General features: G+C 71.6%; 9 protein-coding genes and 1 pseudogene. 6 read left to right on the top strand and 4 right to left on the bottom strand.

Going from position 1 to position 16,236, the window contains the following annotated elements; translation table 11 throughout:
- A partial coding sequence (locus JAO81_RS39695; protein ID WP_233416569.1) for an SUKH-4 family immunity protein occupies window positions 1-1,121 on the top strand: 1,121 nt, incomplete at its 5' end.
- 266 nt (window positions 1,122-1,387) lie between these two features.
- A complete protein-coding gene (locus tag JAO81_RS39690; protein WP_199552872.1) occupies window positions 1,388-2,335 on the top strand; it encodes a cellulose-binding protein in 948 nt (315 codons plus the stop codon).
- A 56-nt stretch (window positions 2,336-2,391) separates the two neighbouring features.
- On the opposite strand, the gene JAO81_RS39685 is transcribed toward JAO81_RS39690, so the two are convergent.
- The 3 genes from JAO81_RS39685 to JAO81_RS39675 all read right to left on the bottom strand — a co-directional run bounded on the left by JAO81_RS39685 (window position 2,392) and on the right by JAO81_RS39675 (window position 6,238).
- Window positions 2,392-4,035: a cation acetate symporter gene (locus JAO81_RS39685; protein WP_199552871.1), complete on the bottom strand. Its 1,644-nt coding sequence runs from the start codon at window positions 4,033-4,035 to the stop codon at window positions 2,392-2,394.
- Entirely contained in the window at window positions 4,032-4,496 is a 465-nt protein-coding gene (locus JAO81_RS39680; RefSeq protein ID WP_199552870.1) for a DUF485 domain-containing protein, read from the bottom strand. The genes JAO81_RS39685 and JAO81_RS39680 overlap by 4 nt, the downstream gene beginning before the upstream one ends.
- Before the next feature lie 101 nt (window positions 4,497-4,597).
- Window positions 4,598-6,238, bottom strand: a complete 1,641-nt coding sequence (locus JAO81_RS39675; RefSeq protein WP_199552869.1) for an MDR family MFS transporter — start codon at window positions 6,236-6,238, stop codon at window positions 4,598-4,600.
- 354 nt (window positions 6,239-6,592) lie between these two features.
- On the opposite strand from JAO81_RS39675, the gene JAO81_RS39670 reads away from it, so the two are divergent.
- Together JAO81_RS39670 and JAO81_RS39665 are read left to right on the top strand one after the other, a co-directional pair.
- The gene (locus tag JAO81_RS39670; RefSeq protein ID WP_199552868.1) at window positions 6,593-7,381 is read left to right on the top strand and encodes an ABC transporter ATP-binding protein; all 789 of its coding nucleotides are present in this window, start codon (window positions 6,593-6,595) and stop codon (window positions 7,379-7,381) included.
- On the top strand, window positions 7,378-9,951 hold the full coding sequence (locus JAO81_RS39665) for an ABC transporter permease (RefSeq protein ID WP_199552867.1): 2,574 nt from the start codon (window positions 7,378-7,380) through the stop codon (window positions 9,949-9,951). Before JAO81_RS39670 ends, JAO81_RS39665 begins: the two co-directional genes overlap by 4 nt.
- A gap of 115 nt (window positions 9,952-10,066) precedes the next feature.
- On the opposite strand, the gene JAO81_RS39660 is transcribed toward JAO81_RS39665, so the two are convergent.
- On the bottom strand, window positions 10,067-11,758 hold the full coding sequence (locus tag JAO81_RS39660) for a DUF2079 domain-containing protein (RefSeq protein WP_199552866.1): 1,692 nt from the start codon (window positions 11,756-11,758) through the stop codon (window positions 10,067-10,069).
- Between the two features lie 333 nt (window positions 11,759-12,091).
- Between JAO81_RS39660 and mfd the strand changes: the two genes are divergently transcribed.
- Window positions 12,092-15,661: a transcription-repair coupling factor gene (gene mfd / locus JAO81_RS39655; RefSeq protein ID WP_199552865.1), complete on the top strand. Its 3,570-nt coding sequence runs from the start codon at window positions 12,092-12,094 to the stop codon at window positions 15,659-15,661.
- 94 nt (window positions 15,662-15,755) lie between these two features.
- Window positions 15,756-16,236: pseudogene (locus tag JAO81_RS39650) on the top strand (hypothetical protein); the annotation flags it as partial.

Genomic DNA, 16,236 nt, shown 5'->3' with positions numbered 1-16,236 from the left:
ACGCCGCGACGATGCTGGCCGGCCCCGGCGGCGCACCCGGCGCGCCCGCGCCTCCCGGCCCGCCGCCCGGCACCCAGCAGCCGGCCGCGCCGATGCCCGGCGGTCCCCAGCCCTCGTACGGCTATCCGCCGCAGCCCACCGGTCAGCCGACCGTCGGCCCCGGCTACCAGGTGGTCGTCAGCTACCGCGCGCCGGACGGCAGCCAGCAGCAGCTGATCCGCCGCTCCGCGCCCGGCACTCCGCACCCGGAGTGGCAGGTCTTCCATGAGCTGCGCGGCATGAACGTGCCCGCGGACCAGGTCCTGGAGATCCACACCGAGCTGGAGTCCTGCGATCTGCCGGGTGCCTACTGCGCCCGCATGATCAAGGAGCAGTGGCCGCAGGTGCGGGTCACGACCGTCGCCCCGTACGGCACGGACCATGCCTCGCGCCAGCAGGGCATGCGGCAACTCCTGGCCCACCAGGGCGAGTTGCACCAGGTCGCCGACGGCCCCGCGCGGCTTGCGCCGATGCGTGTTCCGCTGGTGCCGGTGCAGCCCGCGCCGCCGATCGGTCCCGAGGGCGTGGCGCAGGAGCTGGCCGGTGCGTTCGGTCCGCAGGGCGTCTTCCGCTTCGACCAGCGTGCGGTGTCGCGGCAGGGCGTGCCCGAGGTCGTGGCGACGACGCTGGTGTGGGCCGGTCTGCCGGTGGACTTCAACCCGTTCTTCTGGGCCCAGGCCCAGCCGGGCCGTCCGGTGCCGACGCTCGCCGAGATGGCGCAGGAGCGCGGGGTGCAGCCGGCCTCGGACGCGGGCTCGTATCTCGTGATGGGCAGCGACTTCGGGCGTGCGATCTGTGTGCAGTACGGCACGGCGCACATCGTCGCGGTCCCGGTCGAGGCCGGTCCGGGCGGAGCCCCCGTACCGCCGCAGTTCGTGAATTCCGGGCTGCCGGAGTTCGCCCGCTGTCTCGCCATGCTCGGCCGTATGTGGCGGCTGCGCTACGGCCTCAACCAGGAGCAGGCGGGCCGTTGGACCGTCGACTTCCAGGCCCAGCTCGCGGCCCTCGACCCGGCGGCGCTGTCGTCCCCCGAGACCTGGTGGTCGGTCCTGCTCGAGCAGATGTGGGACGGGCTGCTCTAGCCCTCACTCCCCGGTCACCGAAGGGCCGCTTCCGTCGTACGTGGACGGGGGCGGCCCTTTCGTATGCCCTGAGGGCCTGAGTGCCTGAGTGCCTGAGCGCCGGCGTGCCGGGTACCCGCAGTTCGCCCGGTTTCCTTTTCTTTGTCTCGTTGACGCATGCTTGATCAGGTCGATGCGCGGAGTGTCGCGTTATGGGTGCTTCGGTGTGATCCATCAGGATGTGCGCCGGATCGGGTTGTCAGCGGCAGGGCGAGAGGGGCCTCAGGATGAGCACGGCACGTTCGGCGACGTCGACTCATGAGTTCAGCACCGTACGCGGCCGTGGCTACCGCCCCGAGCAGGTGGACGGGGCCGTGGGCCGGCTCTGCCGCGACCGCGACGACGCCTGGGAGCGGGCCGCGCGCCTGACCGTGCTCGCCAAGGAGATGGAGTCCGAGGCCGCCGCGCTGCGGGACACCGTCGCCCACCTCGCACCGCAGACGTACGAGACGCTCGGCGACCGGGCCCGGGAGATCCTGCTCACCGTCGAGGAGGAGGCACGTGCGCTGCGGGCCGCCGCACTGGGCGAGGCCCAGTGGCTCGCCGACGAGAGCGCCGCCTACGAGCGTGATCTGCGGGAAGCCGCCCGCGCCTGGGCCGACGAGCTCCGCGGCCAGGCCGAGGACCGGGCGCGCCAGACGCTGCTCACCGCCCAGCGCACCGCGGACGACGCGCGCATCGCCGCCCGCCGCGAGATCAAGGAGCTGCGCGGCGAGGCCCTCGAAGTACTGCGCGACATGCGCGTACGCGGCGAGACGCTGCTCGGCGACCTGGCCAAGGAGCAGGCCGAGCTGTGGGAGGGCGAGCAGCGGTCGGCCGAGGAGCAGGTGGCCGCGCTGGACGTACGGCATACCGAGTTGACGGCCGCCGCCGAGGCCCGGCTCTCCGCGGCACAGCGGACGTTCGCCGAGGCCGAGGAGGCGGCGCGGCACGGCGAGGAGGACGCGGCGGCCCGTGCCGCCGAGATCCTCGCCGAGGCGCGGATGCGGGCCGAGCGGATCGAGCGCGAGACCGAGCGGGTGCTGCGCGAGCAGGCCGAGCGCGGTGAGGAGGTGCGGGCGCATATGGATCACGTACGGGCCAGCCTGATGTCCCTGACCGGGCGCGCCGGTACCGATGACGGCCCGTCGGGCGGCGGGACGGTACCGGGGCCGAGCTCGGGGGTCGACTCCTGAGGGGCGGGGCCGGCTCCTGAGGGCCGGGGACAGTCGCACCGCACGCATACGGCACCTCACTCCCGTATCACCCGAGTTGCCCCCCCCGCCAGGATCTCCGCCTCCACCGCCTCGTAGGCCCGGCGCTGCTCGCGCCGGCGGGTGCGGGAGCTGAGGACCGTGCCCAGCCAGCCGAGGCCGAAGCCGAGCGGGATGGAGGCGATGCCCGGGGTGGTGAACGGGAACCAGTTGAAGTCGTGGTCGGGGAAGGCCGAGCCCGGGCCGCCGGAGACCAGATTGGTGCCGGTCATCAGGATGATCGCGCCGGCCGAGCCGCCGAGCAGGGTGCACAGCAGGCCGGTGCGGGTGAAGCGGCGCCAGAACAGGCTGTAGACCAGGGCGGGGGCGAGCGCCGACGCGCCCAGGCAGAACGAGAGCGTGACCAGCGGCTGCAGATTGCGGTGCTGCACCATCGAGGCGAGCGCGATGGTGACGACGCCGACCGCGAGCGCCGCTACCCGGGCGGTGGTCATCTCCGCGCGTGGACTGATCCGGCGGCGGTGCGCGAACACGTCGTGGGCAAGGGAGTTGGCGCAGGCCAGGATCATGCCGCCGACCGAGGCGAGCAGCGTCAGGAAGACCGCCGTCGCGACACAGGTGAAGATCAGCGTCTCGGCGCCCGAGGTCTCCGCGCCGAACAGGGACCGGGTGGCCAGCAGGATCGAGGTGTTGCCCTGCGGATCGGCCGCCACGATGGCCTGGCGGCCGACGAGTGCCGCCGCGCCGAACCCGATGACCAGGGCGAACAGCGCGAACACGGTCGCCGCGGAGACGGCCCAGGACATCGAGCGCCGTACCTCGGGGGCGCTGCGCGCGGTGTACATCCGCATCGTGACGTGCGGCAGACAGGCCGCTCCCAGGACGACCGTGAGCTGCGAGACGACCATGTCGAGCTGCGGGGCGACGCTGCCCGCGAGCAGCGGTCCCGTCCGCAGGAACCCCTCGCCCAGACCGCTGCCCCGGGCCGCCTGGGCGGCGAGGGCACCGAAGTCACCGTCGAAACGGAGCAGGACGAGCACGGAGACGACGGCCGCCGAAGCGAGCAGGATCACGATCTTGATGATCTGGATCAGGGCCGTTCCCCTCATCCCGCCGATCGCCGCGTACGCGATCATCAGCACGCCGACCAGGACCATCGAACCGGTCTTCACGCCCTCGCCCCCGAGGCTCCCGAAGCCGAGGACGAACGCCAGCAGATCGCCCGCGCCCGCGAGTTGGACCAGCATCAGCGGGAGCAGCGCGGCGAGGGTGGCCACCGCCGTGGCGATACGGGCCGGGCGCGCCGAAGGGCCGGAGAGCCGGCGCGTGAGGGTGTCGCCCATCGTGAACCGGCCCGCGTTGCGCAGCGGTTCGGCGAGCAGGAACATCAGCAGGACCAGCGACAGGGCGGTGGCCAGGAGCAGGACGACCCCGTCGTATCCGGTGAGCGCGATGACGCCGATGCCGCCGAGGACGCTGGCGGCGGAGATGTAGTCGCCGGCGATGGCGAGACCGTTGCGCAGCGGCGTCAGGCCGGGGCCGCCCGTGTAGAACTCGTCGAGATCGTCGCGGTCCGGTCCGGTCATCACGCACAGGAGCAGCGTGATGGTGGCGACCGCGGTGAACGCGACCAGGCTCATGGACTCGGTGGCGTCGGCGGCGGAGACCGCCGCGAGGTTCATGGGCGGGACTCCAACTCGGCCGCCCTGCGCAGCCGTTCGGCGAGCGGGTCCACGCGGCGGACGGCGTGCCGCTGGTAGAGCGCGATGGCCACGTACGTGACCGGGATCTGCGCGAGCAGGAGCAGCAGGCCCAGATTGAGGCCGCCGGTGATGCGGTGGCCGACGAGCGAGGGTGCGTACGCGGACAGGATCAGGAAGAGGGTGAAGGAACCGAGCGCGGTGAGGGACGCGACCCGGCGCAGCCGCTTGTACGCGCGCCGCACGAGCCGGAGATCGGCATGGCTGCCCATCCGCGGGGCCGGACGGCGGCGCGGCGGCGGGGGGACGGGCGGGGGCCGCCAGGGGTAGGTGAGGTGCGGGTCGTACGGGGGGTGCGGGGGCTCGTACCGCGGATACGGCGGTTCGTACGGCGGATGCGGATGCGGATGCGGCGGTCGCGGATCGTGGGGCGGCTCGTGCATGGGGCTGCTCCTTGCGCGGGTCGGGCCCGGGGCGGACCGCAGGGAGAGCCCGGAACGTTACCGGCAGGTATCCGGGTGGGGTGGGGTTTCCGGCGAACTCGTCAGTCGGTACGCGAGGGTTGGGACGCAGGGGGTTCGTGGGGCGCTTCGGCGCCGGGGTCCCGTACGGCCGCGTCCTCGCGTACGACTGTCTTCTCTTGCAAGACCGGCTCCCGCGGTACCGCGTCTTCTTGCACGGCCTCGTCCGGCACCGTCTCCTGCGGCAGTACGGGGAAGCGGCGCGGGGCCAGGAGCAGCAGGAGCAGCAGGGTGATCACCGCGGCGACGGCGGCGCCGATGTGGACCCATTCGACGGCGGCGTCGATCGAGCGGCGGACCGTTTCGTCGCCGGGGGTGCGGGCGACCGTGTCCAGGTCGGTGTCCGGGCCGAGCCGGCTGACGATGACCGCGTTGGCGATCGCGCCGAACACCGCCGCGCCCATGGTCTGGCCGATCTGGCGGCAGAACAGGACGGAGGCGGTGGTCGTGCCGCGCTCCGCCCAGCCGACCGTGGACTGCACGCCCACGATCAGCGGCAGCTGGACCTGGCCGAGCGCGGCGCCGAGCAGCAGCATCAGGAGCGCGGGCTGCCAGGGGGAGCCCGGATAGGGCAGCAGCGGGAACGCGGCCAGGACGAGGGCGGCGCCCGTGACACCGATCAGCGCGGTGTTGCGGAAACCGATCCGCGTATAGAGGTGCTGGCTCATGGCCGCCGACACGGGCCAGCTCAGGACCATCGCCGAGAGCACGAACCCGGCCTCGGTGGGCGTGAGTTCGAGCACGGACTGCGCGTACGTGGGGATGAAGACGGTCGGCGCGACCATCACCAGACCCAGCGCGCCCAGGCCCAGATTGACCGCGGCGATCGTACGGCGCTTCCACACCCAGCCCGGGATGATCGGCTCGGCGGCACGGCGCTCGATGAGCACGGTCGCGGCGAGCAGCGCGGCGGCCGTGGCGAACAGCGCGAGCGACGGCGCGGACAGCCAGGGCCAGGCCACTCCGCCCTGCACGAGAGCGGTCAACAGGACGCCGCCGGAGGCGAACACGGCGAGAGCGCCCTGCCAGTCGATACGGTGGCGGGTCCTCTGTTCTCGTACGGGCTCGTGCAGATGGCGCGCGACCAGCCACAGCGCGAGCAAGCCCACGGGCAGGGTCACCAGGAAGATCCAGCGCCAGTGGGCGTAGGCGACGAGCAGGCCGCCGATCGCCGGGCCCGCGACCGAGGAGAGCGCCCAGACCGTGGACAACTTGGCCTGGATCTTGGGGCGTTGCTTGAGCGGATACAGATCGGCGGCCAGCGTCTGCACGGTGCCCTGGATGGCGCCGCCGCCCAGGCCCTGGAGGATGCGGAAGGCGATCAGGGCGGCCATGTTCCAGGCGACGGCGCACAGCAGTGAGCCGAACAGGAAGAGGACCATGCCCGCGAGCAGGACGGGCTTGCGGCCGAAGGTGTCGGAGAGCTTGCCGTAGACGGGCAGCGTGACGGTGACCGCGAGCAGATAGCCGGAGAACAGCCAGGAGAAGTACGAGAAGCCGCCGAGGTCGGCGACGATCTGCGGGACCGCCGTCGCGATGATCGTGGACTCGAGGGCGGCCAGCGCCATGGAGAGCATGAGGGCGGCGACGACGGCTCCGCGTCGCTGTGGAGTGCGTATGCCCTCGTTCGGTATGCCGCCCACGAAGATCCTTTCCCCCTGCATCTATTTCCGCCGAGGGACACCTTCTCACTTGCTCCTTACGCAGGGGGAGGGTGGAGGCTCGGCGCGACGAAGGGTGCAGTGCCCCCGAGAAGCGCTCCACCGACGGGTGGAGAGCCCCTAGGGGTGGGTCCGCACTCAGGGTCGGGGAGGGCTCGTCCTCCTGAACGACGAGTCGGCGCGAGGGCGCTCCTAGCCTGGTCACAGGCCGGTACTGAGGCCGACCGCATCGTGGGGGGTGGGGTTTTCCTCAGTAAAAGACTGCGCTGGGCCTCAGCGCGCAAGGCCCTCTCCCACGACCAGACTTGAGCACGTACTTCCGGCGCTTCTCGCTGCTTTCTACCTAGGAGACTTCACGTGACTACGGCTGTGACCACCCCGGACCCCGGGGTAACTGGAGGGCGTACGGCTGTCGCCGCCCGGGCGCGGCAGGTCGTGAAGGCGTACGGCAGCGGGGAGACCCGGGTCGTCGCCCTCGATCATGTCGATGTGGACATCGCCCGCGGGCAGTTCACCGCGATCATGGGCCCCTCGGGGTCCGGCAAGTCCACGCTGATGCACTGCCTCGCCGGGCTCGACACGGTGACCGGCGGGCAGATCTATCTCGACGACACCGAGATCACCGGTCTCAAGGACAAGAAGCTCACGCAGCTGCGCCGGGACCGGATCGGCTTCATCTTCCAGGCGTTCAACCTGCTGCCGACGCTGAACGCGATAGAGAACATCACGCTGCCCATGGACATCGCGGGCCGCAAGCCGGACAAGCAGTGGCTGCAGCGCGTGGTGGAGACGGTCGGCCTGGCCGAGCGACTCAAGCACCGGCCCAGCCAGCTCTCCGGCGGTCAGCAGCAGCGGGTGGCGGTGGCGCGTGCGCTGGCCGCACGACCGGAGATCATCTTCGGTGACGAGCCCACCGGAAACCTCGACTCGCGCGCCGGCGCCGAGGTGCTCGGCTTCCTGCGGCGCTCGGTGTCCGAACTGGGGCAGACCATCGTGATGGTCACGCACGACCCGGTCGCGGCCTCGTACGCGGACCGGGTGCTGTACCTCGCGGACGGCCGGATCGTCGACGAGATGCACCACCCCACGGCCGACCAGGTCCTGGACCGTATGAAGGACTTCGACGCGCGGGGGCGTACGTCGTGACCGTGCTCAAGACCTCGATGCGCAACTTCTTCGCGCACAAGGGGCGGATGGCGCTCTCCGCGATCGCCGTCCTGCTCTCCGTCGCCTTCGTCTGCGGCACGCTCGTGTTCACCGACACCATGAACACGACCTTCGACAAGCTCTTCGCGGCCACCTCGCCCGATGTGACCGTCAGCCCCAAGACCGCCGGGGACGGCGACGAGGACCCGCAGTCCGGGAAGCCCGACGCCCTGCCGGCCTCCGTGGTCGACCAGGTCAAGTCGGCCGAGGGCGTCAAGTCGGCCGAGGGCGCGGTCATGTCGATGAACGTGACCGTGGTCGACTCCGAGAACGAGAACATGGGCTCCACCAGCGGCGGCCCGACCATCGCCGGCAACTGGACGCAGAACGACGCCCGGACGATGGAGATCACCGAGGGACACTCGCCGCGCGGGCCCACCGACGTGATGGTCGACTCCGACACCGCCGACAAGCACGGCCTGAAGCTCGGCGACGAACTGCGCACCATCAGCGTCAACGGCGACTTCACCGCGAAGATCAGCGGTATCGCCACCTTCAAGGTGACCAACCCGGGCGCTGCCATCGTCTACTTCGACACCCCCACGGCCCAGCAGCAACTGCTCGGCAGGACCGGCGAGTTCAGCGCCGTCGCCGTGACCGGCGCCGACGGAGTCACCGACGCCGCCCTGAAGCGGAATGTCGCCGCCGAACTCGGCGCAGGCGCCTACAAGCTGCAGACCCAGACCGAGGCCGCCGACGCCAACCGCAAGGACGTCGGCGAGTTCATGGACATCATCAAGTACGCGATGCTCGGCTTCGCCGGAATCGCGTTCCTGGTGGGCATCTTCCTGATCATCAACACCTTCTCGATGCTGGTCGCCCAGCGCACCCGCGAGATCGGTCTGATGCGGGCCATCGGCTCCTCGCGCAAGCAGGTCAACCGTTCCGTGCTCGTCGAGGCCACGCTGCTCGGCGTGATCGGCTCGATCCTCGGGGTCGGTGCGGGCGTCGGGCTCGCGATCGGTCTGATGGAGCTCATGTCCGGCATGGGCATGAACCTCTCCACGGACGACCTCACCGTGAAGTGGATGACCCCGGCGATCGGCCTGTTCCTCGGCATCGTCGTCACCGTCCTCGCCGCCTATCTGCCCGCACGCCGGGCCGGCAAGGTCTCCCCGATGGCCGCGCTGCGCGACGCCGGCACCCCGGCGGACGGCAAGGCGGGTCTGATCCGGGCTGTCATCGGCCTGGTCCTGACCGGCACCGGTGTCTTCGCTCTCTACACCGCGGCCACCGCCGACACGGCGGGCGACGGCTCGATGTGGCTCGGCGGCGGTGTGGTCCTCACGCTCATCGGCTTCGTGATCGTCGGACCGGTGCTCGCGGGCGGAGTGGTGCGGGTCATCAGCGCCCTCGTACTGCGCCTGTTCGGGCCGGTCGGACGGATGGCGGAGCGCAACGCGCTGCGCAACCCGCGGCGTACCGGGGCCACCGGAGCGGCGCTGATGATCGGGCTCGCGCTGGTCGCGTGCCTGTCCGTGGTCGGCTCCTCGATGGTGGCCTCGGCCACCGACGAGCTCGACAAGTCGGTCGGCGCGGACTTCATCATCCAGGGCCAGCAGCGCATCGTTCCGCAGGCCGAGAAGGCCATCCAGAACAGCCCCGATCTGGAGCACGTCACGCGCTACAAGGTGGCCGAGGCCACCCTCACCGCCCCCAACGGCAAGACGGAGAAGGACACCGAGGTCACCGCGGCCGACCCCACGTACGCCACGGACCTGCGCCGCGAGACCACCGCCGGCTCGCTGAAGGACGCCTACGCGGCCGATTCCATGTCGATCGGAGCGGGGTACGCCAAGGACAACGGCATCAAGGTCGGCGACACCCTCGCCGTCGCCTTCAAGGGCGGCGAGACGGCGAAGCTCAAGGTCGGCGCGATCACGAACGACGATGTGACCATCGACCAGGGCGCGCGGTACATGTCCATCGCGACCCTTGAGAAGTACCTGCCGGCCGACCGGATCCCGCCGAACATGATCATGTTCGCCAAGGCGAAGGACGGCCAGGCGGAGGCGGCCTACGCGGCGCTCAAGGACACCCTGAAGCAGTACCCGCAGTACGAGGTCCGTGACCAGACGGACTTCAAGGAGGAACTGCAGAGCCAGGTGGGCCAGTTGCTCAACATGGTCTACGGTCTGCTCGCCCTCGCGATCATCGTCGCGGTGCTCGGTGTGGTGAACACCCTGGCCCTGTCGGTGGTCGAACGGACCAGGGAGATCGGTCTGATGCGGGCGATCGGGATGTCGCGGCGCCAGCTGCGCCGGATGATCCGCCTGGAGTCCGTGGTGATCGCCCTGTTCGGCGCGCTGCTCGGCCTCGGGCTCGGCATGGGCTGGGGCGCCACGGCGCAGCGGCTGCTCGCCATGGAGGGTCTCGAAGTCCTGGAGATCCCCTGGGCGACCATCATCGCGGTGTTCATCGGCTCGGCCTGCGTGGGCCTGCTCGCGGCGCTGATCCCGGCGTTCCGCGCGGGCCGGATGAACGTCCTGAACGCCATCGCGACCGAGTAGCCCACCGGGCCCTCGCGCTCCTGGGGCGACGGCTACGGTAGAGATCCGGCCCCGGGGCGCACCCCCCCCCTGGCCCCCCGGGCCCGGGCTGATTTCAGGGGTTCGTGCCCGGGGTTCAGGTGACCCGCTTCAGCACCACGAACCCACCCGCCGAGCCCCACGGGGCGAACCGGGCGTCGGGGTGCAGCCGCCGCGCATGCGCCACAGGATCGGCGTAGCGACCGGACCGGTTGTCCAGGGCGAGGTAATCCGGCGTCACTCCCCGGGAGTTGCCGATCCACAGCACCCGGCAGCGGCTGGTGAGCCGGCTGATGGGCCCGATGTTCGCCTCGACGGTGGCTCCGTCGGGGATGCGGTCGAGCAGCGCGTCCGCCTGGCGTGCGGCGGCGGGCACGCGGTAGACCGCGGGGTCGGTGAGCGTGCCCAGCGGCAGCGAGACGGTCAGGGCGAGCGCCACCGCGGCGGCCGCGAGGGGTGCCTGGGCCGCGAGCTTGGTCAGCCACGGGCGGGGGCCGCCGCCGGGGGGGCCGGCGGGCCCCCCGGCGGGGGCGGGGGGGGGGGCCGGGCCCGCGGGGTGGCCCGCCCGGGGGCCCCCGCGGCGGCGGCGGGCCCGGGCGATCCCGTCGGCGGCGGCGAGGACGACCACCGGCATGAGTACGGCGCTGTAGTGCCAGTCCGTGCCCCAGTACGAGTCGTCCGAGGAGAAGAAGCGCCAGCCCAGGGTGGGCAGGACGATCAGGACGAGCGGGGAGCGCAGGGCGAACAGACCCGTGGGCAGCAACAGCCAGGCCAGCGTGCGCAGTTTGACGTCGAACCCGGCGAACGGGTCGGGGAACCCGCTGTCGACGCGGTTCCAGTACTCGTAGCTGCCGACGGTGTTGAACGCGGGGATGATCCAGACGAAGACCAGCAGGGCGGCGATGGCCCCGAAGGCGGCCACGGCGTAGGCGTACGGGAGGGCGCGGCGGGCTGCTGCGGCATCGGCGTCGCCGGGACCTTGCGGGCCCTCGCGGCGGGAGCCGTTGCCTGCGCTCGTCAGGCCCTCGCCCGCGCTCGTCAGGCCCCCGCCCGCGCTCGACAGGCCCCCGCCCGCGTCGGCGGCTTCGCCGCCGGTCTTCGCTCGGCGGTGCGCGCGCCAGGCCACGACCAGCGCGATCGCCATCAGCGTCAGCCCCAGGTCCTCCTTGACGAGCACCAGCGGCAGCGCCCACAGCAGCGCGGCCCGCCAGCGCTCGGCGAGCAGCGCCTCCAGGGCGAAGGCGATCAGCGGTACGGCGAAGGCGATCTCATGGAAGTCGAAGTCGACGGCCCGCTGCAGCCCCCACGACAGACCGTAGGCAAGCCCCAGACAGAGCCCGCCGCCGCGCCCGAGCAGCCGCCCCGCCGCCCGCGTCACCGGCACCACGGACAGGGCGAACAGCGCGGCCTGCGCGACGAGCAGCGTCACCGGCCCCGGAAACAGCCGGTAGAAGGGAGCGATCAGGGCCGTGACCGGGCTGAAGTGGTCGCCGAGGATGTGCGCGCCCGGCCCCTTCAGATCGGCGATCGGCGCCTGCAGGTGCGCGTATCCCCGTATCGCCTGCTCGAAGATCCCCAGATCCCACGACCGCGTCCCGAACTTCTCCCAGCGCAGCACGGAGACGGTGGTGTACGCGAGGAACAGCAGGCCCGCCAGCCCCCAGGGCGCCAGATCCCAGGGGCCGCGCGCCCGCCCCTCGGCCTTGAGGGCGCCAGGCGACGCGGCGGCCTCGTCCTCGCCCTTGACGGAGGCGACGGACGCGGCGGACGGGACGGCGGCGGTGCGCATGCGGGGTCCTTCGGGGGCGCTCGGGTTCGAAGCGGTCGGCGGGTGCCGGGGGAGATGCCCCCGGTGACGCCAATTCGAACACGATACGGACGCGCGTTCGCGGCGGGGAGGTGGTGAGCGCCTCCGGCGTGCGGGGCCGACCCCACCCGGCGGCCGCGTCCGGCCTGCGGCCCCCCGCCCAGCGACCGGCTCCGGCCTGCGGGCCCCCCACCCGGAACCCCGGAGCACACCCACCCCCGCAGGCGTACCCTGGACCCATCCCCGGCCCGCCTTCCGCGCGAAGCCGGGCGTTCGCGTTGCCCGAGAACTGACCATCCGGACGGGAAACCCTTCATGAGCCTGCACGGTCTGCTCGACGCCGTAGCCGAAGACACCGCCCTCGTCGAAGCCGTCGCGGCCGCGCGGGACAGCCGCCGGATGCATGTCGACCTGGTCGGCCCGCCCGCCGCCCGCCCCTTCGCGATCGCCGCGCTCGCCCGCGAGACCGGCCGTACCGTCCTCGCCGTGACCGCCACCGGGCGCGAGGCCGAGGATCTGGCCGCCGCCCTCAGGTCCCTGCTCCCGGAGACCGGGATCGCCGAGTACCCGTCCTGGGAGACGCTCCCGCACGAGCGCCTCAGCCCCCGCAGCGACACCGTCGGCCGCCGCCTCGCGGTCCTCAGGAGGCTCGCGCACCCCACGGCCGGCGCCGACCCGGAGACCGGCCGGGTCTCCGTGATCGTCGCGCCGATCCGCTCCGTACTGCAGCCGCAGGTCAAGGGCCTCGGCGACCTGGAGCCCGTCAGCCTCAAGCAGAACCAGACCGCCGACCTGAACGAGATCGTCGAGGCGCTCGCCGCGGCCGCGTACGCACGGGTCGAGCTGGTCGAGAAGCGCGGCGAGTTCGCCGTACGCGGCGGCATCCTGGACGTCTTCCCGCCGACCGAGGAGCACCCGCTCCGGATCGAGTTCTGGGGCGACGACGTCGAGGAGATCCGTTACTTCAAGGTCGCCGACCAGCGTTCCCTGGAGATCGCCGAGCACGGTCTGTGGGCCCCGCCCTGCCGTGAGCTGCTGCTCACCGCCGACGTACGCGCGAGAGCGGCCGAGCTCGCCGAGCGGCACCCGGAGCTCGGTGAGCTGCTCGGCAAGATCGCCGAGGGCATCGCGGTCGAGGGCATGGAGTCCCTCGCGCCGGTGCTCGTCGACGACATGGAGCTGCTGATCGACGTCCTGCCCAAGGACTCCATGGCCGTCGTCTGCGACCCCGAGCGGGTGCGTACCCGCGCCACCGACCTGGTGGCCACCAGCCAGGAGTTCCTGCAGGCCAGCTGGGCCGCGACGGCCGGCGGCGGCGAGGCCCCGATCGACGTGGGCGCGGCCTCCCTGCGGGGCATCGCGGACGTACGGGAGCGGGCGCGCGAGCTGGACATGATGTGGTGGTCGGTCTCGCCGTTCGCCGCCGATGAGACGTTCGCAGATGACGCTGACGCGCCGGGCGGCAGCGACACCCTCAAGCTCGGCATGCACGCCCCCGAGACCTACCGCGGCGACACCGCCCGCGCCCTCGCGGACGCCAAGCAGTGGAACGCCGACGGCTGGCGCACGGTCTTCGTCACCGAGGCCCACGGCCCCGCCACCCGTACCGCCGAGGTCCTGAGCAGCGAGGGCATCGCGGCCCGCCTCGACAAGGACCTCGCCGCCAAAGCCGACCTGGTCCCGTCCGTGGTCCACGTCTCCTGCGGCTCGATCGACTACGGCTTCGTCGACCCGAACCTCAAGCTGGCGGTCCTCACCGAGACCGACCTGACCGGCCAGAAGGCGGCCGGCAAGGACGGCGCCCGGATGCCGGCCCGCCGCCGCAAGGCCATCGACCCGCTGACCCTGGAGCCGGGCGACTACATCGTCCACGAGCAGCACGGTGTCGGCCGCTACATCGAGATGGTCCAGCGCACCGTCCAGGGCGCGACTCGCGAGTACCTCGTCGTCGAGTACGCGCCCGCCAAGCGCGGCCAGCCCGGCGACCGCCTGTACATCCCCACCGACCAGCTGGAGCAGATCACCAAGTACGTGGGCGGCGAGGCCCCCACGCTGCACCGGCTCGGCGGCGCGGACTGGACCAAGACCAAGGCGCGCGCGAAGAAGGCGGTCAAGGAGATCGCCGCCGACCTGATCAGGCTCTACAGCGCGCGTATGGCGGCCCCCGGCCATGTCTTCGGCCCGGACACCCCCTGGCAGCGCGAGCTGGAGGACGCGTTCCCGTACGCGGAGACGCCCGACCAGCTCACCACCATCGCCGAGGTCAAGGAGGACATGGAGAAGTCGGTCCCGATGGACCGCCTGATCTGCGGCGACGTCGGCTACGGCAAGACCGAGATCGCGGTGCGCGCCGCCTTCAAGGCCGTCCAGGACGGCAAGCAGGTCGCCGTCCTCGTGCCCACCACCCTCCTCGTGCAGCAGCACTTCGGCACGTTCTCCGAGCGCTACTCCCAATTCCCGGTCAAGGTACGGGCGTTGAGCCGATTCCAGAGCGACACCGAGGCCAAGGCGACGCTCGAAGGGCTGCGCGAGGGCTCGGTGGACGTCGTCATCGGTACGCACCGCCTGTTCTCCTCGGAGACCAAGTTCAAGGACCTGGGCCTGGTCATCGTCGACGAGGAGCAGCGCTTCGGCGTCGAGCACAAGGAGCAGCTGAAGAAGCTCCGGGCCAACGTCGACGTCCTGACGATGTCCGCGACGCCGATTCCCCGTACGCTCGAAATGGCGGTCACCGGCATCCGCGAGATGTCGACCATCACCACCCCGCCCGAGGAGCGCCACCCGGTCCTGACCTTCGTCGGGCCGTACGAGGAGAAGCAGATCGGCGCGGCCATCCGCCGTGAACTCCTGCGCGAGGGCCAGGTCTTCTACATCCACAACCGCGTCGAGTCCATCGACCGCGCGGCCGCCCGGCTGCGCGAGATCGTGCCGGAGGCCCGGATCGCCACCGCGCACGGCCAGATGTCGGAGACGGCACTCGAACAGGTCGTCGTCGACTTCTGGGAGAAGAAGTTCGACGTGCTCGTCTCGACCACGATCGTCGAGTCCGGCATCGACATCTCCAACGCGAACACCCTGATCGTGGAGCGCGGCGACAACTTCGGCCTCTCCCAGCTCCACCAGCTGCGCGGCCGCGTCGGCCGGGGCCGCGACCGCGGTTACGCGTACTTCCTGTACCCGCCGGAGAAGCCGCTGACCGAGACCGCGCACGAACGTCTCGCCACCATCGCCCAGCACACGGAGATGGGCGCGGGCATGTACGTGGCGATGAAGGACCTGGAGATCCGCGGCGCGGGCAATCTGCTCGGCGGCGAGCAGTCCGGTCACATCGCGGGCGTCGGCTTCGACCTCTACGTACGCATGGTCGGCGAGGCCGTCGCGGACTACCGCCGGCAGCTGGAGACCGGCGAGATCGAGGAAGAGGCGCCGCTCGAGGTCAAGATCGAGCTGCCGGTCGACGCGCACGTCCCGCACGACTACGCGCCGGGGGAGCGGCTCAGGCTCCAGGCGTACCGCGCCATCGCCTCCGCCAACTCGGAAGAGGACATCAAGGCGGTACGGGAGGAACTCACCGACCGCTACGGCAAGTTGCCCGAACCGGTCGAGAACCTCCTCCTTGTCGCCGGACTGCGGATGCTGGCCCGCGCCTGCGGCGTCGGCGAGATCGTGCTCCAGGGCACCAACATCCGCTTCGCGCCCGTGGAGCTGCGCGAATCACAGGAGCTGCGCCTCAAGCGCCTCTACCCGGGCACGCTCATCAAACCGACCACGCACCAGATCCTCGTACCGCGCCCGAAGACGGCGAAGGTCGGCGGAAAGCCGCTGCTCGGGCGGGAGTTGCTGGGGTGGACCGGGGAGTTCCTGACGACGATCCTGGGGTCGTAGCGGGGCCTCGCGGATGTTCATCCGCCGCGTTGCCTTCGTTACGGTCTGACGTGTCCGGCCGTCGGAGCCGGCCACCACGTACCCCGGGGGAACCGTGTCCGAAGAGATCGCGCTCAGCCGTGTACGCCAGCTGTGGCACCTGACCGAGCCCCTGCACGCCATCCTCTACTACGCGCCCGAAGCCTTCGAGGAGGCGGCCGCGCTGGGCTTCAAGACCGATGAGCGGTGGCCGAGTTACTTCGCCTGGCGCGCGGCTCCGCTCGGTCCTGCGGGCAAGGAACTGGTGACGGCGACGTTCTACAGCTTCGCGCCGCAGATGGTCGCGCGGTACGTCGACGGGGCGTGGGAGACAGCGTCCCCCGAGACCGTGCTCGCGGCGCGCGTACGGTCCGTCGACCGCGTGTACCGGTCCCTGTTCGGCGACCGTGCCGACAGCCCCGGGCTCGCCCGCGCCGCGGCCCTGGCCCGCCGGGCCGCCGAAGCGGCACCGCTCGCGGGCCGGGCGCCCGCCGCCCCCAACTCCGCGCCGCCCGGGCCCGATCAGCCGCCCCCCCGGCTGTGGGAGGCGGGCACGA

The sequence above is a fragment of the Streptomyces sp. N35 genome (genome assembly GCF_016464295.1).
Lineage (GTDB): Bacteria > Actinomycetota > Actinomycetes > Streptomycetales > Streptomycetaceae > Streptomyces.
Note: the sequence above shows the minus strand (reverse complement) of the source record. Positions and strands in the feature narration are given on the sequence as shown.

Bases quoted from the DNA above. Each gene is read 5' to 3' on its own strand.
- JAO81_RS39690 (WP_199552872.1), top strand. From the start codon at position 1,388: ATGAGCACGGCACGTTCGGCGACGTCGACTCATGAGTTCAGCACCGTA.
- JAO81_RS39685 (WP_199552871.1), bottom strand. From the start codon at position 4,035: ATGAACCTCGCGGCGGTCTCCGCCGCCGACGCCACCGAGTCCATGAGC.
- JAO81_RS39680 (WP_199552870.1), bottom strand. From the start codon at position 4,496: ATGCACGAGCCGCCCCACGATCCGCGACCGCCGCATCCGCATCCGCAT.
- JAO81_RS39675 (WP_199552869.1), bottom strand. From the start codon at position 6,238: ATGCAGGGGGAAAGGATCTTCGTGGGCGGCATACCGAACGAGGGCATA.
- JAO81_RS39660 (WP_199552866.1), bottom strand. From the start codon at position 11,758: ATGCGCACCGCCGCCGTCCCGTCCGCCGCGTCCGTCGCCTCCGTCAAG.
- mfd (WP_199552865.1), top strand. From the start codon at position 12,092: ATGAGCCTGCACGGTCTGCTCGACGCCGTAGCCGAAGACACCGCCCTC.